The organism is Micromonospora noduli, from assembly GCF_003264475.1.
GTDB classification, from domain to species: domain Bacteria; phylum Actinomycetota; class Actinomycetes; order Mycobacteriales; family Micromonosporaceae; genus Micromonospora; species Micromonospora noduli.
This window is the reverse complement of sequence record NZ_PYAC01000011.1, coordinates 26,991-50,560: the sequence shown is the minus strand read 5'-3', so window position 1 is coordinate 50,560 and position 23,570 is coordinate 26,991. Positions and strand designations below refer to the sequence as shown.

Annotated in this window: 19 protein-coding genes; all 19 read right to left on the bottom strand. The window is 72.1% G+C overall.

All coding sequences use genetic code 11. The features are described from left to right. Positions 1-80: 80 nt before the first annotated feature. A complete protein-coding gene (locus MED15_RS14390; protein ID WP_112700040.1) occupies positions 81-1,004 on the bottom strand; it encodes a glycosyltransferase family 2 protein in 924 nt (307 codons plus the stop codon). Next, entirely contained in the window at positions 1,001-1,675 is a 675-nt protein-coding gene (locus MED15_RS14385) for a glycosyltransferase (protein WP_112735905.1), read from the bottom strand. The genes MED15_RS14390 and MED15_RS14385 overlap by 4 nt, the downstream gene beginning before the upstream one ends. Then, the gene (locus MED15_RS14380; protein WP_091401878.1) at positions 1,672-2,151 is read right to left on the bottom strand and encodes a glycosyltransferase family 28 protein; all 480 of its coding nucleotides are present in this window, start codon (positions 2,149-2,151) and stop codon (positions 1,672-1,674) included. Before MED15_RS14380 ends, MED15_RS14385 begins: the two co-directional genes overlap by 4 nt. Positions 2,152-2,365: 214 nt before the next feature. Then, positions 2,366-3,628: a hypothetical protein gene (locus MED15_RS14375; protein ID WP_112584572.1), complete on the bottom strand. Its 1,263-nt coding sequence runs from the start codon at positions 3,626-3,628 to the stop codon at positions 2,366-2,368. After that, on the bottom strand, positions 3,625-4,527 hold the full coding sequence (locus tag MED15_RS14370; RefSeq protein WP_112700043.1) for a sulfotransferase domain-containing protein: 903 nt from the start codon (positions 4,525-4,527) through the stop codon (positions 3,625-3,627). Before MED15_RS14370 ends, MED15_RS14375 begins: the two co-directional genes overlap by 4 nt. Before the next feature lie 8 nt (positions 4,528-4,535). Beyond that, on the bottom strand, positions 4,536-6,173 hold the full coding sequence (locus MED15_RS14365) for a lipopolysaccharide biosynthesis protein (protein ID WP_112735903.1): 1,638 nt from the start codon (positions 6,171-6,173) through the stop codon (positions 4,536-4,538). Next, positions 6,170-7,522: an O-antigen ligase family protein gene (locus MED15_RS14360; protein ID WP_373861066.1), complete on the bottom strand. Its 1,353-nt coding sequence runs from the start codon at positions 7,520-7,522 to the stop codon at positions 6,170-6,172. The genes MED15_RS14365 and MED15_RS14360 overlap by 4 nt, the downstream gene beginning before the upstream one ends. An 8-nt stretch (positions 7,523-7,530) precedes the next feature. Beyond that, complete coding sequence (locus MED15_RS14355; RefSeq protein ID WP_112584570.1) at positions 7,531-9,129, bottom strand: GumC domain-containing protein; 1,599 nt, start codon at positions 9,127-9,129, stop codon at positions 7,531-7,533. Further along, positions 9,122-9,640 (bottom strand): acyltransferase, encoded by a 519-nt coding sequence (locus tag MED15_RS14350; protein WP_181518689.1) that lies wholly within the window; start codon positions 9,638-9,640, stop codon positions 9,122-9,124. The genes MED15_RS14355 and MED15_RS14350 overlap by 8 nt, the downstream gene beginning before the upstream one ends. A 128-nt stretch (positions 9,641-9,768) precedes the next feature. After that, positions 9,769-11,706 (bottom strand): hypothetical protein, encoded by a 1,938-nt coding sequence (locus MED15_RS14345; RefSeq protein ID WP_112732848.1) that lies wholly within the window; start codon positions 11,704-11,706, stop codon positions 9,769-9,771. 222 nt (positions 11,707-11,928) lie between these two features. Next, positions 11,929-13,635 (bottom strand): glycoside hydrolase, encoded by a 1,707-nt coding sequence (locus MED15_RS14340; RefSeq protein ID WP_112732850.1) that lies wholly within the window; start codon positions 13,633-13,635, stop codon positions 11,929-11,931. Between the two features lie 268 nt (positions 13,636-13,903). Next, positions 13,904-14,731 carry a shikimate dehydrogenase gene (locus tag MED15_RS14335; protein ID WP_112735923.1) on the bottom strand — a complete coding sequence of 276 codons (828 nt, stop codon included), beginning with the start codon at positions 14,729-14,731 and terminating at the stop codon, positions 13,904-13,906. Positions 14,732-15,178: 447 nt separating this feature from the next. Further along, positions 15,179-15,487, bottom strand: a complete 309-nt coding sequence (locus MED15_RS14330; RefSeq protein WP_225855424.1) for a hypothetical protein — start codon at positions 15,485-15,487, stop codon at positions 15,179-15,181. 192 nt (positions 15,488-15,679) lie between these two features. Next, positions 15,680-16,873: an endolytic transglycosylase MltG gene (gene mltG, locus MED15_RS14325; protein WP_112732780.1), complete on the bottom strand. Its 1,194-nt coding sequence runs from the start codon at positions 16,871-16,873 to the stop codon at positions 15,680-15,682. After that, the gene (ruvX, locus tag MED15_RS14320) at positions 16,873-17,331 is read right to left on the bottom strand and encodes a Holliday junction resolvase RuvX (protein ID WP_112584566.1); all 459 of its coding nucleotides are present in this window, start codon (positions 17,329-17,331) and stop codon (positions 16,873-16,875) included. The genes mltG and ruvX overlap by 1 nt, the downstream gene beginning before the upstream one ends. A gap of 72 nt (positions 17,332-17,403) precedes the next feature. Then, on the bottom strand, positions 17,404-20,082 hold the full coding sequence (gene alaS / locus MED15_RS14315; protein ID WP_112735901.1) for an alanine--tRNA ligase: 2,679 nt from the start codon (positions 20,080-20,082) through the stop codon (positions 17,404-17,406). Then, the gene (locus tag MED15_RS14310) at positions 20,079-20,384 is read right to left on the bottom strand and encodes a hypothetical protein (RefSeq protein ID WP_091401860.1); all 306 of its coding nucleotides are present in this window, start codon (positions 20,382-20,384) and stop codon (positions 20,079-20,081) included. Before MED15_RS14310 ends, alaS begins: the two co-directional genes overlap by 4 nt. A 30-nt stretch (positions 20,385-20,414) precedes the next feature. Further along, a complete protein-coding gene (locus tag MED15_RS14305; RefSeq protein WP_112677951.1) occupies positions 20,415-20,879 on the bottom strand; it encodes a DUF948 domain-containing protein in 465 nt (154 codons plus the stop codon). Positions 20,880-21,027: 148 nt separating this feature from the next. Further along, positions 21,028-21,723 (bottom strand): hypothetical protein, encoded by a 696-nt coding sequence (locus MED15_RS14300; RefSeq protein ID WP_112584628.1) that lies wholly within the window; start codon positions 21,721-21,723, stop codon positions 21,028-21,030. Positions 21,724-23,570 lie beyond the last annotated feature (1,847 nt).

The following is a 23,570-nucleotide window of genomic DNA, read 5'->3' as shown; positions in this document are numbered from 1 at the left end:
CACGGCGGGCCACCGACGCGGCGCGCTCCCCGTCGCGTCCCGCCCAGCGGACGCCGCCGCCCGCTCACGCGGGCGGCGGCTCAGATCCCCCGACCGCGCTTGTGCAGGGTGCGCAGCACCGCGTCGGCCCGGACCACCCGACCGGCGACGGCGAGGGCCAGGTAGGCGCGCGGCTCGCGGGGGTTGCTCCGCAGGGTGCGCCGGGCCCAGCGCAGCGCGCCCCGGCGGTCGCCGGAGGCGGCCTGGGCGAACGCGATCTGCCCGGCCACCCGGGCCTCGCCCGCCGGTTGACTGGCGAACTCCGGGTAGCGTTGCAGCAACCACTGCAACGCCTCCGAGATGGTGTCCCAGCGCTGCGCGAAGTACGAGCGCTTGTGCCAGCGCACCAGCACCGACGGCGTCCGCAAGTTGATCAGCGGCGCGCTGCGCGCGGCCCGCAGCAGGAACTCGTAGTCCTCCGCGTAGCTGCCCGGGATCTCCTCGTCGACCAGCCCGAACCCGTCGCGCAACGCGGTGGCGCGGATCAGGAAGGTCGACGGGTGCAGCTCCGTCATCCGGTCCCGTAGCAGGTCGTCCAGGGTGATCCGGTCCTTGTCGAGCACCCGGTCGACTGTGTGCCCGTCGTAGTTGACCCGGATGCCGCAGCAGACGAACTCGGCGGCCGGATCGCCGGCCAGCGCGTCGACCTGGGCGGCCAGCTTGCCCGGCAGCCACTCGTCGTCGTCGTCGCAGAACGCGACCAGCTCGCCCTCGGCAGCGAGGGTGCCGCTGTTGCGCGCACCGGCCAACCCGGGGGTACGGGCGTTGCGGATCACCCGCACCACGCGGGTCGGGCCGCTCCCCAGCTCGGTCAGCGACTCGTCCGGCGCGGACTGGTCGAACACCACGACGACCTCGATCAGGCCCGGGTAGTCCTGTGCCAGGATCGCGCGCACCGCGGCCCGCAGCAGCTCGGGGCGGTCCCGGGTGGGCACCACGACGCTGACGGTCGGCTGCTGGGTCATCGAATCTCCTTCGTACCCGGGCGCGGCCGGGACCAGGCCCGCCACCGGGGTGGGCGCGGGGTCGAACGGGCCACCAGGTCGTCGACGATCTGCCCGACCCGGGCCACCGCCGCCCGTCGTGCCTCGTGTGCCTCCGGGTCGGCGGCCACCGCGTACCGGGACGGGTCGGCCACCCCGGCGGCCAACGCGCCGTGCAGGGCCTCCCGGGTCTCGCAGAGCGCCACCAGCCCGGCGGCGCCGAGCCGGCGGGCGAAGAGGAGCTGGTGGTTGTCGACGTGCTCACCGCGGGCCGGATCGCGGGGCACCACGATGGGCAGGTGGCCGTGCCGGCGGGCCTCCAGGATGGTCGCCGGGCCGCCGTGGCAGACCACCAGGTCCGCATCGATCATCGCCTGTTGCAACGCGTCGTGGCCGAGGAACGGCACCGCGCCGCTCAGCTGGGGCGCGGCGGTGTGCCCGTGCTGCATGGTCAGCCCGATCGGGCCGGCGGCCTGCGCGTGCCACTGCGCCAACCAGTCGACGAGCCGGTCGAAGGGGTGCTTGTCGGTGCCCACCGCGACCAGCAGTCGGAGCTGGGCGACCGCCGAGCTGTCGCGCTGGCGCGGCAGGCGGGCCGCCTCGGTGGCCGGCCAGGGTTGCGGACGCCGGGCGGTGCCCGTCTCCCCGGTCACAGCAGCGTCCCGACGACTGTCGCCTCGGGGTACTGCCGGCGCTGCTCGTCCCACTGCACGAGCATCGCGGACAGGAACGGCCGGCAGAGCCGAGCGGTCAACGTCGGGGTGTCGATCCGGTCGTACACCTCGATGTAGACGGTCGGGATGCGCCGCAGCCGGGCCAGCACCACGAACGGCACCGCCACCCCGGCGCCGGTGGTGACCACGGCGGCGACCCGCCGGGCCCGTAGCACCTGCCAGGCCAGCAGCGCGTTGCGCAGCAGGTTCGGCACGTTGCGGGTGGTCGGGTGGTGTGCCGGCACCAGGTCCTCGCCGGCCAGCAGCGAGACCGCCTCCGGGGTGTCGAAGGTGACCCAGCAGCGCCGCCACTGTTCGTACCAGGGCCGCAGGGCCAGTAGTTGGGCCAGATGGCCGCCGCTGGAGCCGACCAGCAGCAGCACCGGCGCCCCACTGTCGTCGTTGTTCGTGTCCACGCGACTCCCCACAAGTTCGCTTGGAATTTCAGTTCACGCCAGGCAGAAGCAGATCACACGATCCCCGGTCGTTGAATAGCGCGACCGGCCGAGATGACGATCTCCACGGTGGCCGGCGCGGTGCACCGAACGTCCGAGGTCCATCGATCGTCATCACCACCTGCGATTATGTCGTCACTCTGCGGCGCACCGTCGTCGCCGCGATTCCTCCAGATCAGCCGCTATGTCTTTTCTCGATGACGTCCAGAAGTGCGGGATGCAGGGCGGCGTTCCAGCCCGCGCCCGCGTCGGCCAGCCGCCACGTCCGCAACCACATCTCCACCAGGTACGCGTCGGCGACGAGCCGACACTGCGCGGCGTCGAGGCCGAGCCGCTCGCCGTGCCGACTCAGATATCCGTCCACGGCCGCCGCGGCGGCGTCGGCCGGCTCCCCGCGCAGCACGAGGGCCCGCTGGAACGCGTCGTGCGCCAGGTCGAAGCCGACCGGCACGTCCGGCCCGCTGTGCTCCCAGTCCCAGGCGACCAACCGGCCGGCGTGCCAGCCCAGGTTCCACGGCACCCAGTCACCATGCCAGTGACCGAACTCGACGCTGGTGTCGCCATGCCGGCGGGCCAACGCCGAGACCGCGGCGACCGCCCGCGCACCGGCCGGCTCGGTCGCGGCGGCCCGGCCGGCCTGATCGGCCAGCCGGCGCAGGAAGGTCGAGTCGACCAGCGGTCGAGGTGTGCCCGCCGGGCCGCCCCGCCGGGCGACCGCGAGCAGCGCCGCGATCCGGGGCGGGTCGTCCACCGGCACACCGCGTACCGCCGGGGGCAACGGCTCGATCACCGCGACCACCTGGCCCGCCCACGACGTCTCGGTGAGCAGCCGCGGCGGCGTCGGATGGTCGGCGACGCCCACCACCTCGCGCAACGCCCGTAGCGCCGCCGCCTCCGCGCTGACCAGCGCGCGGGTCGCGTCGTTCCAGCCGATCTTCGCGTAGCCACGCGGCCGCCCGTCGGCGCTGAAGAGTTGCAGTGTGGGCTTGCCGTTCGGGTCCGGTGGGCGGACCCCGAACGCGGCCAGCAGCGGCGTGTCACCCAGGTCGGCGGAGAGCCGCTCGCTCAGCAGCAGCTCCGCGGCCGGCACCCCGGCCGGCACCGAGACGGTCAACGTCGGAAAGGGCGCGAGCCCCACCCGACCGAACCGGGCCAGCCCACCGAGCACCGCCCGCAGCGCGCGCACCTTCGGTGGCCGCAGGGCGTTGTACGCCAACAGGGACGCCGCCCCGGCCCGGGGCGCGCCCAACGGCACCAGGAACCGGGCCCGGGCGATCGACGGCACCACCGCGTACCGGGCCACCGCCTGGTGACCGGCCGGCGGGGCGCCGGCGACGGTCAGGCCGACCCGGTCGTCCGGGAAGACCGCGCGGCTCACCCAACCCAGGCCGTCCACCCGCGAACGCGGGTCGGTGGCCGGGCCCACCCGGGTCGTCACGCCGCCCGGTCCGCCCAGTCGAGGTCCAACCCGAGCCGTTGACGCAACGCGTCGTTGTACGGCCGGTAGTAGTCGGTCAGCTCAGCCCGCACGGTCGGCTCCAGCGGTGCCGAGCGCCGATCGTTGTAGACCTTGAAGTTGGGCAGGTCGTACGCCGGCAGACCGAGGAAGTCCAGGGTGCGTCGGTAGGTCGCCCGCGAGTCGCGGTACAGGTCCTCGCTGGGCAGGAAGAGGATCTGCTCCCGGGCGAAGCGCTCCAGCCACGGCTCCAGGTGCTCCAGGTAACGCCCCCGGGCCCGGTACGTGTACCAGTCGTACGGCTCGCTGAACGACTCCGGCTCGGCGATCAACCGCTCCCGCTCCCCCGCCGTGCGTTCCGGCTCGGCCGCCAGCGCGGCGGCGAAGTCCAGTGGTTCGATGCCGTGGGTGCGGCGTTCCTTCCAGTGCGAGTACGCCCGCTCCACCGGGTCCCGCAGCAGCACGATGAGCTTCACCGTCGGCATCAGCGCGGCGACCCGCTGCGCGGCGAGCGGGTGGAACATGTACAGCGGGGCGGCCTCACCGACCCGGACCGGCCCACCGTGCCGCTTGGCCAGGGCCTCGCGCTGCCGCTCGGTCGGGAAATGCGAGCGGTACCAGGCTTCGCCGCGACCCCAGTGCTCCTCGAAGTAGTGCGCCGACTTGGTGTTCCACGCGGGAAAGAGCCGGGGCACCAACGGGTGCTGGATGAGGTAGTTCCACAGGGAGGTGGTGCCACCCCGTTTGGTCCCGATGATCAGGAAGTCTGGCAGCGGCCGGCGGTCGCTGGTGCGAACGCCGTAGTCGACAAGCGACTCCTTCACCCGGGTGGTCACCTGGGTCGGAACCAACTGCTTGACCCGGTCACGGATGGACACCACGACGAACCTCACCTGCCTCTCGTCGATGCCGAGGTGGGCTCGGCGGCCGTGGCCGCGTTGTCCCCTCCACGGATCTGCCTCATGGTCCCCCGGATGCCGGCGCGCACCCGGGGCAACGTCAACATGCCGACGCAGCCGGTCAGCAGCACCGCCAGCGCCACCGCGAGGCCGGGCAGGCCGCGACCGCCCACCAGCACGCCGGCCCCGGCGGCCAGGCCCACACCGGCGATCGTGGCCGCCGCGGCACGCACCATCGCGGCGTCGAACAGCGGCTCCCGAACCACCGACCGGGCGAACCCGGCGGCGGTGAGGTTCTCGGTGGCGATGCCGGCCGCCCAGGCCACCGCCGCGCCTGTCGCGCCGTGGTGGGGGATCAGCCAGAGACCCAGCGAGACGGTCACCGTCAACCCGGCCACGGTGGCGACCAGGTGCAGCCCGCTGCGCCCGCCCATCAGGAGCAGGCTCTGCACGTTGCCCACTCCGGTGTTGACAAGCATCGCCAGCGCGAGCACCGTCATCGCCGGCACACCGGCGGTGAACTCCGGCCCGAACAGCTGGAGGAAGGCCAGCGCGAAGACCGCCAGCAGCAGGTACACCGGCCAGGACAGCACCAGCCCCCAGGTGGTCAACTGCCGGTGCACGGCCGCCGCCGCGGCCCGCTCGCCCCGCCCGAGCAGCCGGGACAGCTGCGGCGACACCGCCACCCGCAGCCCCTGCATGGCCAGTTGACCGGCCAGCACGTACCGGCCGACGGCACCGAACACACCGGCGTCCGCCGGCCCGGCCAGCACCGAGGTGAGCAGCACACCCACCCACATGCTGCCGGCGTCGATGGCCGCCGAGGCGGCCCGGGGCAGCGCGAAGCGCCAGAACGTGGACCAGTCGGCGCGGTGCGGACGCAGCGTCGCGCCCCGCCCCAGCCCGAGCGGCCCGGCGACGAGGGTGAGACAGACCAGCAGGGCCAACGCCGCCGGCACCAACCAGCCGGTCATGCCGGCGAGCAGACCACCACCCGCCAACGCGGCCGCGCCGACCAGCACCGGGCGGGCGACCGGCAGAAGCAGGAACTGCACCCCGACGTACGCCCGGATGGGCCGCACGCAACGCAGTGTGGCCAGCAGCAGGGTCATCGCGACCACCACCGGCACCGCGGCGAACGTGACGGTGAGCAGAGCGTCGCCGCTCGCGCCGGAGCCGCGCAGCAGCCGGGGCGCGAGGGCGTCGGCGGCCAGCACGCCCGCGCCGGCGACCAGCAGCCCGGTCAGCAGCGGCGGGATCAGCGCCACCGGGAGGACCCGGGCGGCGTCACCGCGCACGCCGGCGCTGCGGCGGGGCAGGGCCCACATCAGACCGGTCTCCGCGCCGAGCGTGCAGATCGCGGTGGCCACGGTGACGACCCCGATCGCGGCGAAGAACGCGCCCGCGCCGGCCGGGCCGTAGCCCCGGGTGATCACGACCGCCAGAACGAACCCGAACAAACCACTGGTGGCCGCGCCGAGCAGTCCGGCCACGCCGCTACGCGCGCTGCGGCGGGTCTCGGCCGAGCCGGTGTCCCCGGCCGGCGACGGCGCGGCCTGGTCCTCGACGGGGGTGGGCGTGGGCCGGCCCTCGTCGGCACCGGCCGACGGTCGGGTCGCGGCGGTCACGCGGGCACCGGCGCGGTCCGCGCGGGCGTCGGCGACGACCCGGCCAGCCGGGTTCGCCGTTCGCGTTCGGTGAGCGCCATCGCGAAGGCCACCGCGAAGAACGCGACCGCCAGGTTCTGGTTCGCCATGCCGTAGAACGGGATCTGCACGAGGCAGACCACCGGCACCGCCGCGAGCCACTGCCCGGCCGCCGAGGTCGCCCGCGCGCAGATCACCGCTGCGGCGACGAACCACGCCAGAAAACAGATGAGCGCGGGTACGCCGTGACTGAACAGCACCATCCACAGCTGCCCCTGGGTGCCGATCGGCGCGGCCGCCGACACGGTGTCCACGTTCACCGGAGCGCCGTAGCCCAACCAGGGCGACTCCTGCACCCGGCGGATCACCTCGGTGTAGAGCGAGAGCCGGTCGGTGTTGGTGTCGCTGGAGTCGACCCGCCTGCTGATCAGCTCGGTGATCGGGATGAACAGCGTGGCCAACCCGCCGATCACCACGACCCCGACGATGGACGCGGCCACCCGGACGTTGCCGCGCAGGCTGGCCCGCACCCCGAGCACCGCCAGCCCGGCGCCGAGGCTGAGGAACATCGCCCGGTTGAGGGTGAGGAACGCCGGCGCCAGCGACAGTGGCAGCGACGCGAGCAGCGCCCAGCGCAGCAGCCCCTGCCTGCGCAGCATCGTGAAGGCCACCACGCAGGGCAGGGTCATCGCGTACGCGCTGCCGTAGTTGTTGGTGTACGCGAACGGCGCGGCCGGCCGATAGATCGGGTTGAGCGAACGGGCGCTGTACTCAGCGGTGGTGAGGTGCACCATGTCCTGGATGAACGGGGTGCCGGCCACCCCGCCGGGCAGCAGCACCTCCATCGGGGTCGTCATGGCCAGCCGCGGCACCAGCACCCCGAGCCAGCCCAGCGCCACCAGCCCGAACCAGAACGCGCAGAGCGGGGTGAGCACCGCCACCAGGCTGGCGCGTTCCCGGGCGGCCGCGTAGACGTAGACGCCGACCACCAGCGCGGTCAGGTAGAAGGCCAGCCGCAGGGCGAACGTGAGCAGCGAGGCGGGCGACGACAACTGGGTGGCGCTGACCACCACGATGGCGAGGAAGAGCAGCCAGATGCCGGCCGCCGGCGGCAGCGGCACGCGCCCCCGGGTCAGCAGCAACGCGAACAGCAGCGCACCCAGCAGCGGCCAGCCGAGGTAGAAGGCGCCGAACAGCCACCAGAGCGGCACCAGGCCGAACATCACCGACAGTGGCCAGAGCGGCAGTTGCGGCAGCGCGGACGGCGGCACCGGCGCGGCCTCCTGCGGAGCGCCTCCGGGTGGTGGTTCGGTCGCCGGGGCGCGGGTCACCGACACGCTCAGGCCCGGCCGTTTCGGGTGAGCACGAAGCCCAGCGGGGTGACGCCGGCGGCGCGCAGTCGCTCCACCAGGCGTCGCAGGTCACTCTGCCGGGTGCGGTCCCGCTCCACGACCACCACCGCGCTGCCCTGCCGGGCCACTGCCACGCCACGCTCGTCGGACTCGGCCGGCGGGGCGTTGAACAGGACCAGGCCGTGGTCCGCGCCCTGCCGCCAGGTGCCGAACCGGACAGTGCCCACACCCACGACAACCTCGTCGGGGGTGACGACACGACTGTTCTCCGGGCGGGCCGACGACACCCTCGGCAGCGTCAGGGTGGCATCGGGGTCGGTGGACGGGCGGGCACCGGGCGGGTGCGGGGAGGGCCGACGGGCGGGCGTGCTCTCCGTGGCGGCACCGGCGGCCGGTGTGCTGCCGGCCGGCCGGGGCTTGGGCACCAGCGGCCGGGACGGGTCGATGGGCAGCCGCCCCCGGTCGGCGAGAACGGTGGCCCGGAGCCGCTCGATCCGCCCGCTGTCGTCGGCGACGAAGACCTCCCGGCCGTCCACTGCGAGCGCCACGGCGAGCCCGGCGGTGAGCACTGTGGCGTCCTCCCGGGCGGTGACCAGCGCCACCCGGGCCGGCTGTCGGACCCGCTCGGCGACCGCCATCGCCACGTACCGGACGTCGGCGTCGACCGCCCGAGGGCTGCCCCGGAACGCCGGCCGGCGTACGGTGCCGAGCAGTGGAAGGCCGGAGGCCTCCCGGCCGTCGGCGACCGAGCGGACCCGCCGGTCGGTCGACTCCCACAGGTACGCCAGCACGATGCCGATCAGCGCGCCACCGAGCAGGCCGGCGACCAGGTAGAGCGGACGGTGCCCGGCGGAGGTGACCAGCGCCTTCTCGGCGGTCTGGGTGACCCAGCCGGGGTTGACGTCGACCGCCGCGATCTCGGTACGGGCGGCGTTGAGCTGGGTGAGCTGGTTGTTGATCCCGGCCAGCTCGGCCACCAGCGCGTCGCCGGCGGCGGTGTCCTTGGCGGTGTTCGCCCGCTTCTGCAACGCGGTCTGCTGGGCGGCGACCTTGGTGATGCTGGCGTCGTAGGAGCGCAGCATCTCGGCGCGCTGCTGCTCGTACATGGCCCGGCGCACGCTCAGGTAGGCCTCGGCGGCCATGTTGGCGCTCTGCACGGCCTGGTGCGCCTCACGTGCCTGGTAGGTGAAGCGCAGGATCTGCCCACCGGTGGGCACCTCGACCTCGAGCGCGTCACGGATGTCCCGCGGGTCGCCGCCGGCCGAGTCGGCGAGCCGCTGCACCACCTCGGTGCCGGTGGCGATGCCGCTCTCCACGTTCATGTTGACCGCGCGGTCGGCGCCCGCGCCGCTGGGGGTGAAGGCGTCGGTCACCACCGGCCGGACCGCGACCACGGCGCTCGCGGACAGCGCCGCCGGCACCAGCAGCACGTAGCCGAGCGCGGCGAGCAGACCGACCATGGCGACCGCCGCCACCAACCGCAACCGGTGCATCGGCACCCGCAGCAGGTCGGTCAGTGTCACGGCACGCGAGGTGCCGGAGGACGGGCCGTCCGTGGGCCAGGGGCCGGGCGCTGCATCAGTCATGGAACTTCTTCACCGTCTGTTGAGGATTACCGACGACCACGACGCCGGGTGGTACGTCCGTGCGGACCACAGTCGCCGCGCCGACGACGCTGTCCCGACCGACCCGCACGCCCTTCAGGACCAGGGCGTGCGCACCGACCCAGACGTTGTCCTCGAGAACGATCGGGGCACGGGTGAGCGGGCCGGGCGGCGCGTGCCGCTGCTCGGGGGGCAGGTTGTGGAAGTCGTTGTCGAGCAACTCGCAGTCCGACAGGAGGCACCGGTCCCCCACGGTGACCGACGTCCAGGTGCCGATCCAGGTGGCGTTGAGCAGACAGTCCGCGCCGACGCGTACCTCGCCGGGGCCGGCGAAGCGGACGAGTTTGTTCAACCGGGTGCGGTCGCCAATGGTCACCCGCACACCACGCCGCAGCCGGATCCGGCCACGGATCTCCACGTCCCGACCGAGCGTCAACCGTCGGTAACGGAGCTGATACCAGCCGCGTTTGACCGCGAAGACCAGACGCACCACGCGTCTCGTTCGGATGCCAGCGGCGCCGAGCAACGACCCTCCCCCACCGTCGCGGGCCGGCGGCGGTGGGTACCGCCACCGGCCCAACGTGAACAATCTACCGATGCTCCGTTACGAACGGTTGACCCTTACTGTACGGAGAAGAATGTCGATGGGGTAGACCAGGACAACTCGGGCGTCGCGCTGCTGATGACAGTCGCCGTGGCGCCGTTGACCACCGCGCTCGGCGCGGCCGTCGGGTCGAACGGCACGCTCCGCAGCGCGCCGTCGGTGGAGCCGTAGACGATCCGGCCGCCCACCCAGGCCATGCCCCGCACCGCGGACCAGGTCACGCCCGTGGTCGGCAGGGCGAACTCGGTGGCGCCCAGGTAGTTGCCGTCGATCTCGAAGTAGCGGTAGTAGAGGTTGTTCGCCCCGGTACGGGTGTAGTAGAGCCGGCCGTCGAGGAAGAAGGCGCCGGTCAGCAACGCCGGGTTGTACCAGTCGTTGTAACCGGACGCCTCCCACGGCGAGCCGATCGCGCCTCCGTTGAAGAGCGAGATGTCGATCCGACTGCCGGTGGGCGTGCCGGCCACCGTGTGCGACCAGTAGATCCGGTCGTCCACCCGCCAGGTCGCGCCGGCCGCCGTGTACGCGGGCTGGCTGACGCTGGTCGCGGTGCCCAGCGCGGAGCCGTCGAACGGCACCTTCGCCACGGTGCCCGAGGCGGTGCCGAGGTAGAGGTTGCCGGTGGTGGCCGACGGCGGGTTCTTCGCGGTGAAGGTACGTCCGCCGGCGAGCGGGAACATGCCGAGCCGGCCGTGGTACTCCTCGCCCATGCCATCGGAGTTGTGCCCGAAGTAGAGGCCGTCCGAGCCGCGCCAGAGCACCGGCACCGACGAACCCCAGTTGCTGGTGCCCGACGGCATCGAGGCGCTGCCGCTACGGCGCGGGTTCCAGTTCACCGGCATGCCGGTCGCCGGAGTGACGGCGGCGATGCCGAGCCGGTCGACAGCGCCCGGGCCGGCGTTGTCGCTGGCGTTCGGGTTGTTGACCCAGCGGAAGTGCCCGCCCAGGTAGATGACGTTGTCCGCCACCTCGACCGAGGTGATGGTGTCGTTACCGGTGTAGTCGACCCAGGTGGCGAGCAGGCCAGAGCCCCGCGCGGCGGTCTCGAAGCGGACCAGGGCGTCGCAGTACGCGGCCGGCCAGCCGGCGCCGCCGTTGGTGCCGACCACGAACCAGCTGCCGTCGCCACCGAACTTCACGTCCTGCACGTAGTGCACGAACGTCGTCGGCGAGGCGCACGGCGGAACGAACTTGTCGGTGCTCCAGTCGAGCAACGTGGGAGTCCCGGAGACGTCCACCAACGCCATCTGGTTGCGCGGCAGGTCGTTGACGAGCGTGAAGTTGCCGCCGACGACCAGGGTGTCGCCGTCCGGCGCGACGTCGATGGTCCAGACGTACGACGTGGTGCCGTGCCGTCCCACTGTGGCGTCGATGCTGAAACTCGGGTCGATCGCGCCGGTGGTCGCGTTGAGCCGACCGAGACCCGCGTGCGCGGTGCCGTTGAGCCAGTTGAACGCCCCGGCCACGTACAGCCAGTTGCCGTCCAGCGCCAGGTCGCGAACCGTGCCACCGTCGGAACGCCCGACCCAGCTGTCGATGATCGCGCCGGTCGACGGGTTGAGCGCCACCAGGTTCTTCCGGGAGACGCCGTTGACGTTCTTGAAGGTGCCTCCGACGATCAGCGTGCCGCCGGGGCCGGCGAGGAGCGTGTTGACCGCGCCGTCGAGCACCGGCAGGAAGGTGGTCGACATGGTGCCGGTGGTCCGGTCGTACGCGAAGAGGTAGCGCTGCGTGATCCACGCGGAACTGGCGGTCTGCCGGAGCTGGGTGAAGCTGCCGCCGACGAAGACCGTGTTGCCCACCTGCGCGAAGGCACGGGTCTCACCGTCTCGGGCGTGCGGGGTCGCGTCGGCGGGGTTCGCCGACACCAGGGTCGCCGTGGCCGGGACCGGTACCACCGCGGCCGACGCGGTCGTGGGCACGCCCAGAGCTGCGGCGATGATCGCCAACGCGACCATCCCCGCCCGAGTACGACGTCGTCCTGCAAAACGCCACAAGTGCGAGAGTTTGGGCACGCTGCGCCTCCAGATTGGATGAGAACCCGAGGTAGCGTGCCTCGTCCAGCCTGGTTAACAAAATCCGCCGATTGGGCGGTGCATGAATCCGCAAGCCGACAGAACGCCGGAGGGTCGGGTGTCCGACCCCCCAGCGAACGCCGTCCGGTCAGCCCGTTTCGAACGTCAGCGGCTACCTCCGGTGGGTTGCCGCAGGTAGGGGTCCTGTCCGGCCTTCGCGAAGCCGGCCACCGCCGAGGCGTCGTGGTTCATCGTCATGTCGCAGGTCGACGTGCGGCTGGTCATGCCGGCCGAGTTGAAGTAGATCGCCGCCTTGATCTTCGGGTGCGCCTTCAGCGCCGCCGGGAACTCCTGGAACCAGCGCTGCTTGGCGCCCAGATCGGCGGAGTTGAAGTTGGTGCCGAACTCGGCGAGCATCCGGGGCTTGCCCGCGCCGATGCCGTTGTCGTCCAACCACCGGTAGAAGCCACCGACCGTGGTGCTCGGGCTCTTCCACACCGTGCTGCCGTTGCAGACGTGGAAGTTGTACGGGTCGTAGGCCACCCAGTCGACGTACCGGTCACCGGGGTACAGGCCGGCGTACCGGGAGTAGTGCCCCGACCAGCCCATCATCGTCCAGACCCAGACCGCGTTGGTCGCGCCGGCGTTGGCGAACCGCTCGTGGACGTAGCGCCAGGCCCGGACGAAGTCGGCGTCGCTGCCCTTGTTCGGTTCGTCCTCCGGCTCGTGGTCAAAGCCGATGAAGACCGGCACACCGGCGGCGCGGATCCGGCCCGCGACCGCGTCGATGGTCTCGTCCTGCTTGCCGCCGTAGACGTCCGACCACTTGAGGGTGGTGCCGGCGGAGAAGTCACGGGACTCCCAGGCGAAGAACATCAACCGGCCTTCGCGCATCTGCTGCTGTTCGTACATGTCCGGGAAGGCGCCGTTGCTGCCGGCGTTGGAGAAGTCGTGGTAGCGGTGCACGATGTCGAACTTGCGCCCGACCTGAGTCTCCACGTCGGCGACAGCCTTGCCGTGGTCCCAGCCGCCGGACGCGCCGGCGGGCGAGTACATGCCCCACCAGGCGCCACAGGACGGGACGAGCTTGTCCGAGACGGAACCACACTTGCCGGACGGGAGGGTGCCGCTGGCGCTCGGGGTCGGCGTCCGGGTCGGAGCGATGGTCGGCGACGGCTTCGGCGCGGCGGTGGTCGGCGTCGCGCTCGGCGACGGCGGCGGTGCAGACCGGGTGGTCGTCACCGGCGACGGCCGGGCCCCGAGGTCGTAGCTGATCAGCAGGCCGGGTCGCAGGTCCGTGTTGCGGTTCTCGACCGACGCCCAGTAGATCCGGCTCTCCAGGCCGCTCTGTGCCAACGAGACCGTCCAGGTGCCGTTGCCGGTGACCAGTTTGGAGACGTCCCACTCGTTGAAGCCCTTGGACACGCTGGTCACGCTGTCCAGTGCGGCACCGGCCGGCGTCAGCGGCGGCCGCGACTCGCGGGCGCTCAGCGGTGAGGCGTGCGCCGTCACCGTGGCGGCGAACTGCTGCCAGGCGTGCACCCGCAGCGTCGCCCGGATGTTGACCGCGTTGGCCGGCACCGTGGTCACCGCGAACTCGATGACCGCCTCGCGGCCACCGCGCGGGTTGCCGTCGCAGCGCGTCGCGCAGGTGGCCAGCGTCGACTTGGCCGCGTTGTCACCGTCCTGCGACACGGCGGTCGCGGTGGTGTCGGCCGCCGCCCGGATCGACAGGTCGTCGCTGGCCAGCAGCGGCATCATGGTCGCCACGATGCCGGCCACCACCGAACCGCCGACCACGCCGATGGCAATCGCCTTACGCCGGGGTCCGGAGCGGAACCGGGTTATGCGGTGCAGTCCGTGCCTGGTCAAGGAAACTCCCTGTGTCTGCGTCCGTAACGGTGAGCAGCGTATCGATGACCAGGACATGTGGCAGGTAGGACAGTTTCCCGTAAGCGCGTCTTAACCGTCAGCTAAGAAACCGCCCCAGGGAAATCAGGGGCTCTGGCCGCAGGTGCGACCGAAGTCCGCCACACACCTTGCCCGGGGAGCACGCGCGGAGTCAACGGGACGCGGTGGAAGCGCTTCCACAACGTGTCACGACTATCGGCGACCGCGTGCGGACCGTCTGTTCGGTCCGTCAGGCGGCGCGAGCGGCAGTCAGCGCGGCGGCCATCGCCCCCCTCGGCGCGGTCACTCCGGTGAACTGCTCGAACTGCCCGACCGCCTGGGCCAGCAGCAGATCCAGACCGGAGACGATCCGGCAACCGGCCATGTTCGCGGCTGTCGCCAACGGGGTCGGCCACGGGTCGTAGAGCGCGTCGAAGTACACCGCGCGCGGCCGCCAGGCCACCGCGCCGGCCAACGGGTCGGCGACCCCCTTCGGCACCGTGGAGACGACCACGTCGGCGGTGGAGAGCTGCCGGGTCGCATCGGCCCACGGGGCGGGCGTCAGCGCGACACCCAGCGCACCGGCCACCGGGCGCAACTCGTCGACCGCCTCGGGTCGGCGGGCCACCACCGTCACCGACGAGCACGCGAGCTGCGCGGCGGCGGCGAGCGCGGCGCGAGCCGTCCCCCCGGCGCCGAGCACCGTCACGGCGGCACCGGCGCTCACGCCGGCGTCGGTGAGCACCCCCACCATGCCGGCGACGTCGGTGTTGTCCGCGTACCAGGAGCCGTCCGGACGGCGTACCAACGTGTTGGCCGCACCGACGGCGGCAGCGACCGGCGACGCGGCGTCGGCCACGGCGAGCGCCGCCTCCTTGCCCGGCATGGTCACCGACAACCCGGCCCACTCCGGGCCCAGGCCGGCGACCAGATCCGGCAGCTCCGCCGCCGCGCACTCGATCCGGGTGTACGACCACCCGGTCAGCCCGGCGGCGACGTAACCCGCGGTGTGGATCACCGGGGAGAGGGAGTGCGCGATCGGCTTGCCCAGCACCGCGGCCCTACGAATCGACACGATCACCGCCGGTCGCAGCCGGTGCCCCGGTCACTGTCGACATCACGTCCCCGCTCTCCCCCGCACGTCGGGATCGACAGTACCCAGCGCCCTGGCCCGGACACCAGGGAACCGGTTCCGCCGCCACCCTGCGCGACCGGGTCATCGCTTGACCTACATCGACGTTGATGAAACCGTAGGCACCAGCTTCATCGACGGGGAGTTCGGCTCCAACACCGCCGCCAAGACCCCTACCTGGCAGGACCGCGCACCGACACGTGGACCGGCACGAGTCACTGACAACGACGCGGTAATTGCGCGTCAGGGTCGACGCATAAAGGCTCCCTTCCCGATTGCGATCACATTAACGATCGCAATCGGGAAGGGAGCCTTTAAGTTGTCAAGGCAGATTTACTCCGCCAGCTGTCGAGCCCTGCTCATCGACCGGGTCCGGCCAGCCCTTCGCCGATATCAGGGAAGAGTGGCCACGGAGGAGCAGTTGCCGATGCCGGTGCGGCAGATCCGGTAGGAGTAACCCGACCGCGCGAAGGCTGCCCAGCCCTCTGATGAGGTACAGATCGAGTTGCCCTTCCACGACCACGAGCTGCCGCCCGGTGCGCGCTCCTGCCAGCGAGCGCAGTGGCCGTCGGTCAGCGGGTCCCGCGCGAAGAGGTCCCAGTCACCATTCTTGATGTACACGGCCCGCCCAGCGGCGCCGGTCGTGCTCTTGCTGATCACCGCTGCCTGGGCCGGCACCGCCGCGAACGCAAGTACGACCATAGCCGTCGAGGCAACTGCTCCGACTCGCGCCGTCCATCTCTTCGTAGTCACGACCACTCCCCGTTCTCATGGCTGTCGATTAGGACAGCAGCAGTCTAGGGGGGAAGGACGACGTTGATCAATGCGTTATCGTCAACCAACCCAGCGTGACAGTTGGTCACGACGTTCGGCAGGCCAACTCCACCGACACGGTCAGATGACCCCAGCCTCCTTGGCCTTGGCCTCGTTGCGCTTCTGCTCCTCGTACGTCTCGGCGAAGGCAGAGTGGCCCTGCTTGTCGATCGCCACGAAGTAGAGCCACTTGCCGGACGGCGGGTCCATCGCCCCCTCCAGGGCCTGCTTGCCCGGGTTGTTGATCGGGGTGGGGATCATGCCGCGCAGCTTGCGGCTGTAGGGGCTCGTGGTGTCGAGCAGCTCCGACTGGTTCATCTCGGCAGAGGTCTTGGTCGGTTTTCCGGTCGCCTCCAACCAGTAGTTGACCGTGACGTCCATCTCCAGGCAGTTGCAGGGAAACTCGCCATACACCCGGTTGTACGCCACCCTGGCGACCTTGCCGAGGTCGTCCTTGTTGCCGGCCTCGGCCTGGGCAAGCGACGCAACGATCAGCGCCTCGTACGGGCTGACCTTGCGCTCCTCCTGCACCCGGTCGGCGAACTTCATCTCGCCGCTCACCGAGAGGAAGCGGTTCACCATCAGCTTGAGGATGCTCTCGGCCGTGGACTTCGGCGGGATCTCGTAGGTGTCCGGAAACAGGAAGCCCTCGATGGACTTGACGACCTTCTTGCCGTCGTCGCGCTTGAACCACCACTCCGGCACGCCGAGCGCCTCCGGGTCCTTCGCGGCGGCCTGGAAGTTCTTCACCGGGATCTTGGTCTTTTCGGAGAGCAGCTTGTAGATGTTGAAGCTCGTGCGGCCCTCGGGGATCGTCAGCCCGTTGACGATCTTGTTCTTCAGGTCGAGCATCGCGGTCACGGCGTTCGCGCCGCTCATCTGCTTGCGCAGCTTGTACGTGCCCGGCTGGATGTTCTTGCTGCGCGAGTTGGCCTCGGCCGCCTCGATGAAGGCCTTCTGGCTCTTCACCACGTCGGCCGCGACGAGGGCGTCGGCCATGTCGGCGAGCAGCGCGCCGTTCTTGATCTCGACGGTGATCTCGCCGGCCCCGCTGCCGTCGTAGTCGGGGGTGACGAAGTAGTTCTGGATGCGGTCGAAGCCGTAGAACGCGCCGCCGCCGATCGTGCCCAACAGGAGCAGGGCCATCAGCAGGGCCAGGAATGTCTTGCCCCGTCCACCGCCGGACTTGCCCTTGCCCTTGCGGAAGCCGCGCCGGTGCCGACCCTTCTCCCCCCGCTCCGGCTCGTCAAACCCAAGATCCAGATCGTCGATCATTACGTCCGCCTCCGCTGCGCGTCCAGCCAGCTCTGCAGGATCTCCACCGCGGCCGCCTGATCGACAACCGCACGTTGACGTTTACCTCGGACGCCACGCTCGGCAAGCCTACGAGAAGCGACCACGGTCGACATCCTCTCGTCAGTGAGCGTTACCGGGACAGGCGCTATCACATCGACCAGTCGGTCAGCGTACGCCTTCACATGGACGGCCGCAGGACCGTGCTTGCCGGCGAGATTGACCGGAAGGCCGACGACAACCCCGACGGCCTCGTGCTCGACCACCAACGCGGCCAGCTCGGCGAGGTCGCTAGGCACCGCGTCCGGCGCCGCCGTGAGATCGCGGGCCAGGGTGACCAGCGGCGTTGCCAAGATCCCATCCGGATCCGAGCGGGAGACGCCCACCCGCACCTGGCCCACATCCACACCGATCCGCACACCACGCGTCAGCTCAGCCACCGAACGTCACCACCGGCCGGGAACGAACCAGGGCGGACCAATCGGCCCGCCCTGACTCACAGTGATGATCCATCACGCCTCAGTGATCGCCTTCTCGACGGTGAGCAGCAGATTCGGCGCCTCGGCGGCGGGCAGGCCGCCGCCCTGGGCCAGATCGGGGCTGCCACCTCCGCGCCCGGAGAACGCCGCCTTCACCAGATCCGACGCGGCCAGGCCCCGGCTGCGCGCCGCCGCGTTGACCGCCACCACCAGGGAAGCCTTGCCGTTCGACCGAGCCGTCACCGCGACGACCGCCGGCCGCGCCGGGTCGATCTTGCCGCGGATCTCCTGGGCCAGGGTGCGCACGTCGTTGCCGGCCGCGCCCTCCGGCGCCTCGGTGCCCACGTACGCCACCCCGCGCACGTCCTTGGCCTGCGCCGCGAGCGCCGCCGCGCCGCCCAGCACCAGCTGGGCCCGCAGCTTCTCCAGCTCCTTCTCGGCGTCGCGAAGCTGGGTGACGGTCTGCTCCACCCGGTCGGCGACCTGATCGTTGGGCACCCGGTACAGCTCGGCCAGCCGGGAGACCAGCAGGTGCTCCTTGGCCAGGAAGCCGAAGGCGTCCATGCCGACCAGCGCCTCGACCCGGCGGACACCGGAACCGATGGACGACTCGGAGAGGATCTTCACGAGGCCGAGCTGGGCCGAGCGGGCCACATGCGTGCCGCCGCACAGCTCCCGGGCGTAGTCACCCACCTCGACGACCCGCACCTCCTCGCCGTACTTCTCGCCGAAGAGCGCCATCGCGCCGATGCGCCGCGCCTCCTCCAACGAGGTGATGAAGGCGTGCACCTCCAGGTCGGCCAGGAGCACCTCGTTGACCTGCTGCTCCACGTCGCGCAGGACGCTCGGCGACACCCCGGTCGGGGTGTTGAAGTCGAACCGGAGCCGACCGGGGGCGTTCAGCGACCCGGCCTGCGTGGCCGACTCCCCGAGGAAGTTCCGCATGGTCTGGTGCACCAGGTGCGTGGCGGTGTGCGACCGGGAGATCGCCCGACGCCGGGTCGTGTCGATCTCGGCGAAGCCGGCCTCACCGGCGCGCACCTCGCCGCGGATCACCCGGGCGCGGTGCACGATCAGACCGGGCACCGGCTGCTGCACGTCGAGCACCTCGACCTGCCCGCCACCAACCGTGATCATGCCCTGGTCGGGCTGCTGCCCACCGCCCTCCGCGTAGAACGGGGTGGTGTCCAGCACCAGCTCGATGGTGTCGCCCTCGGTCGCCGCCTGACGCGGGCCGTCGGCGCCGAGCAGCGCCCGCACCGTCGACTCGCGGGACACCTCGCTGTACCCGGTGAACGTCACCGGACCACCCGCGTCGAGCACCGACCGGTACGCCGACAGGTCGACGTGCCCCGTCTTGCGGGCCTGCGCGTCCGCCTTCGCCCGGGTCCGCTGGTCGGCCATCAGCCGCCGGAACCCCTCGTCGTCGACAGTGAGGCCCTGCTCCGCGGCGATCTCCAGGGTCAGATCGATCGGGAAGCCGTAGGTGTCGTGCAGCTGGAACGCCTTCGCCCCGGACAGAGCCGAGCCGCCCGCCGTGCGGGTTTCCGCGATCGCGGTGTCCAGGATCGTGGTGCCGGCCCGCAGGGTGGACAGGAACGCCTCCTCCTCCGCGTACGCGTAATCCGCGATCCGGTCGAAGTCGGTAGCCAACTCCGGGTACGACGGCGCCATACAGTCCCGGGCCACCGGCAGCAGCTCGGGCAGCGCCCGGTCCTGCCAACCCAGCAGCCGGATCGACCGGATCGCCCGGCGCATGATCCGCCGCAGCACGTACCCGCGACCCTCGTTGGACGGGGTCACCCCGTCGCCGATCAGCATCAACGCGGTCCGCACGTGATCCGCGATCACCCGCAGCCGGACGTCGTCCGGGTGCGACTCGCTGGCCACATGCCCGGAGTGCGCGCCGTAGCGCTTACCCGTCAGCTCGGCCGCCCGCGCCAGGATCGGCCGGACCTCGTCGATCTCGTACAGGTTGTCGACACCCTGCAGGATCGAGGCCATCCGCTCCAGGCCCATGCCGGTGTCGATGTTCTTCGCCGGCAGGTCACCCAGGATCGGGTAGTCCTCCTTGGTCGTGCCCGGACCCCGCTCGAACTGCATGAAGACGAGGTTCCAGTACTCCATGTACCGGTCCTCGTCGACCGCCGGGCCGCCCTCCCGGCCGTACTCCGGGCCCCGGTCGTAGAACAGCTCCGACGACGGACCGCACGGCCCGGGAATGCCCATCGACCAGAAGTTGTCCGCCTTGCCTCGGCGGACGATCCGCTCAGCCGGCACGCCCACCGACCGCCAGATCTCGTACGCCTCGTCGTCGTCGAGGTAGACCGTCGGCCAGATCCGCTCCGGATCCAGCCCGTAACCACCCTCGGCGATCGGCTTCGTGGACAACTCCCAGGCCAGCGGAATCGCGCCGGCCTTGAAGTAGTCACCGAAGGAGAAGTTGCCGTTCATCTGGAAGAACGTGCCGTGCCGGCTGGTCTTACCGACCTCGTCGATGTCCGGGGTACGGATGCACTTCTGCACGCTGACCGCCCGCTGGTACGCGGGCGTCTGCTGACCCAGGAAGTACGGGACGAACTGCACCATGCCGGCGTTGACGAACAGCAGGTTCGGGTCGCTGATGGCGGGCAGCGGAGCGGACGGCACCACGGCGTGGCCATTCGCCTCGAAGTGCGCGAGGTACCGCCGCTTGATCTCCGCCGTCTTCATCGCTGGTGTTCCTCCGGAAAGATTTCTCGATCGCCGATTCGCGGGTCTTCCCGCAGGTCGGCGAACTTGTCGTCGAACGCCTCGCCCTGGGCGAACGCGTGGTGGATCTCCTGCTCGCGCTCGGCCATCCCGACCCGGACGTCCTCCACGAAACTACGCAGCGACTCGACGAGCCCGCCAGCGGATTCCGTCAGCGAGCTGGCGATGCCCGCCGGCGTGTACGCCTGCGCGGTCCGGGTCGCCTTGCGGACCACGATCACACCGACGGCCACCCCGATGCCGAGCCAGAACAAGCGCCTCATGTCCCGCTACCTCCTGGTGCGCCGGGTCGGTCAGCTGTTGCCGCGTCGCGCGGCCCGTCGCTGCTGCTTGATGGTGTCGCGCACTTCGCGCTCGGTCTCGGCGTGCCGGCGGCCGGCGGCGGCCTTACGCACGCCGTAGCCGAACGCGGCCACCTTGACCAGGGGGTTGGCGGCGGCGGCGGAGACGACGGTGGCCAGGTTGGCGACGTTGGCGGTGACGTTCTGCGCGTGGCTGGTCATGGTGTCGACCTTCGCCAGCTGGAGATTCACACCGTCGAGCGAGGTCTGCACCTGCTCCAGCGCGGTGTTGACGTTCTTCACAGTGGTGTTCACGTCACCGAGCAGCGGTGCGGTCCGATCGTTCAGGTCGTTGATCATGCGGGTGGTGGCGTCAACCGTGTGCCGCAGCCGCAGGATGGGCAGCGTCAGGATGAGCACCAGCACCGCGAACGCGGATGCCGCGATCAGCGCCGCGATCGCTCCAATGTCGCCCACGCCTGTCCTCCTCAAGCAGAGTTCCGCAGGACCCGACGTCCCCGGAACGCACAACCATGCCGCCCGTACCGGCCGCCGAGCCGTCGGCGGTACCGGCAGCGGGCGTGCCCGCCAGCCCCAGACCCTACCGTCCGTGATGGAGACCGGCTCAGGACGGTGAGGGTGTCGGCTCGCCCAGCGGATCCGCACTGACCGTCGGGAACGGATCCTCACCGGTCAGTGACGGGTCGGTGGTCGGCTGCGGCCTGGTCCGCTCGTCGTCGATCGCATTGCGCACCTTCACCGACACCAACGAGCCGGTGCACTCGGTCGCAGCGGCCGACGGGTCGCCGGACGGCACCACCGCCGGCTCGCCGTCCACCGGCGGCGGCACACAGGTCGGCTCGCGTACCCACAGGTCGAGGGTCAACTCGTCGCGACGCCAGCAGGTGTAGCTGCCCTTCGTCTGCTGCTCCGGGCAGCGGCTCACCTTCCACGGCTGCCACCCGTCCCGGCGCAGCGCGTCCTCGTAGACCTGCGCCGTCTCCTTGGGCGCCTTCTCCGAAGTCACGGTGCGCTCACGCAGCCGGCAGTCAAGCAGGCACCAGCGGCTGCCGCTGACGTCGTCGACCGTCTTGGCGGCCGCCCAGGCGGGCACACCGAGCTGGTCCAGGTTGTCGAAGACCGGGTCACGGCTCAGCGTCCGGATGCCGAAGAAGAGCGGCACCGCGCCGAGCAGCACGACGCTGACCAGCACCAACACCGCCGCGCGCAGGCGACGTCGTTCACGGGTCTGCCGGCGTTCCTCGGAACGGGCACCCGGTGCGGCGTCGTCGTCCGGCGCGTCCTGACCGGCCGAGCGCAGCGCCGGCCCGTCGGAGGGCTCCGGTTGCGGTCGGTCCACCGGGCCGGACACGGAGGGCACCACGGCGGCGGCGCGGGCCACGCCGACGGGCTCGCCGGCGCGTCCGGGCGGTGGCACGGGCGCGACACCGCTCGGCTCTGCACGGCCGGGCTCGCGATTCGGAGGCAGGGCACGTCCGGCGGCACGGTCGGCCGGCGAGGGTCGCCCGGCGGCCGGCGCAGCGCCACGGGCCGGCCCGGGCTCACCGGTCGTCCGGTCGTCGGTTGGCGGCTGCCCGCCGGGGCGGACGGCGGCACGAGCCGGACCGTCCGGACGCGAACGCGGCGGACCATCCACACCCGGCGGCACCGCCGCGCGAGCCGACCCGTCCGGACGGGTCGCGTCCCGGGGTGCGGGCTCGCCACCCGGGCCGGGACGCAGTGGGCCGTCAGCGCCACGGTGCCCGGTGCCGGGTGCCTGCGCGTCGCCCGGGATGGGACGGGCCCGCCCGGGTGGGACGGAGCGGGCGGCGCCCCGAGCAGCGGGACCGGCGCCGGGTCGACCACCGGCGTACGGGTCATCGCCGTGGTCGCTCGCGGGCCCCGGTCGACCGGGGCCAGCCGTACCGTCGGGGCCGGGCTCGGCCGGTGGACGACGTCGTCGGCCGGTCGGATCCGGGACGGGCGGTGCGTCCGGCCCGGGGCCCGCCACGGCACGGCCGCGCTGGCCGCTGGGGTCCGGAGTGGGCACCGCCGCGGCGCCCCGCCCACGGGCGGGCCGGTCACCGGGCGGCGGGGGGTAGGTCAGGGCCTGCTCTCCGGTGGATCCCGACGCGTCGGGGCGGGCGGCGCGGCGACCGGTCGGTGCGTCCGCGCCCGGGTCGACCGGCGGGCCGGCGGGCCGGCGGGCGGCGGTGCGTTCCGCGGCCGGGTCGGGCACGGCGAGTCGACCGGACGCCTGGTCGGTGAGGTCTCCCGGCCCGACGGGCGACGCCGGACGGTGACCCCCGGCCGGCGGACTGCCGTCTCGGCGGTTGACCACCGGCAGGCCGGGGTCGGTGTGTGGCAGGCGGCCGGCCTGGCGGAGCCAGTCCGCGGGCCGCTCCGGGCGGTCCGGCCGGTCCAGGCGGGGTTCGCCGCCGGGCGGCGTTCGGCGTTCCGTTTCACCGGAGACGACCCGGCGGCGAACGGTGCCGTCGGCGGGGCCGGTGGTGGGCAGGGCGCCACTGTGCGCGCCGGTCGCCTCGGGCACCGACGATGCGTTCCCCGAGCGGGGCACGGGTGGCGCGTTCCCCGAGCGGGGCACCACCGGCTCGTCGGGTTCGGCGGCGCGACGACGCCCGCCGGCTGTCGGACGGGGACCCTCCGAAGCGCGCCCGGCGGGCTCGGGTGCACCGGGGTCGGTCGGGCCCGGACGACGCCGGGCGGTACGCGGGTCACTGTCGATGGCGGGGTCGGGCCGCAGGCCGTCCGCGGTCGGCGGCACGACGCCAGCCGGCGCGCTGTCGAAGCGGGCCGGGCCGGCGGTGGCGGGTGCTCCGGCGGCCCGCGTCGGGTCGGGTGCCGAGCCGGCGGCGCGGCGACCGGCGGGCGTGCCGTCGGCGGGCGGCCGGGCACGGCCGGGTTCGACCGGTTGCTCCGGGCCGGGTCGGCGGACCGGCGGACCGGCATCCGGACGGCGCAGCGGTGGCATGGCGTCGGGATGACCGCCGGGTGCGGCGGGGTCCTGATGACGGCCCGGCGGAACAGCGGCATCCGGACGACGCGCCGGCGAAGCGGGGGCGTCCGGGCGACGACCAGCCGGGGGGCCTGAGGTCGGTGGGCCCACGGGTGGGCCGGGAGGGGCGGCCGCACCGCGCGAACGGGCCG

Excerpts from the sequence above, each read along its gene's own strand:
- MED15_RS14390 (WP_112700040.1), bottom strand. The coding sequence starts at position 1,004 with ATGACCCAGCAGCCGACCGTCAGCGTCGTGGTGCCCACCCGGGACCGC.
- MED15_RS14355 (WP_112584570.1), bottom strand. The coding sequence starts at position 9,129 with ATGACTGATGCAGCGCCCGGCCCCTGGCCCACGGACGGCCCGTCCTCC.
- MED15_RS14345 (WP_112732848.1), bottom strand. The coding sequence starts at position 11,706 with ATGGTCGCGTTGGCGATCATCGCCGCAGCTCTGGGCGTGCCCACGACC.
- MED15_RS14330 (WP_225855424.1), bottom strand. The coding sequence starts at position 15,487 with ATGGTCGTACTTGCGTTCGCGGCGGTGCCGGCCCAGGCAGCGGTGATC.
- mltG (WP_112732780.1), bottom strand. The coding sequence starts at position 16,873 with ATGATCGACGATCTGGATCTTGGGTTTGACGAGCCGGAGCGGGGGGAG.
- alaS (WP_112735901.1), bottom strand. The coding sequence starts at position 20,082 with ATGAAGACGGCGGAGATCAAGCGGCGGTACCTCGCGCACTTCGAGGCG.
- MED15_RS14310 (WP_091401860.1), bottom strand. The coding sequence starts at position 20,384 with ATGAGGCGCTTGTTCTGGCTCGGCATCGGGGTGGCCGTCGGTGTGATC.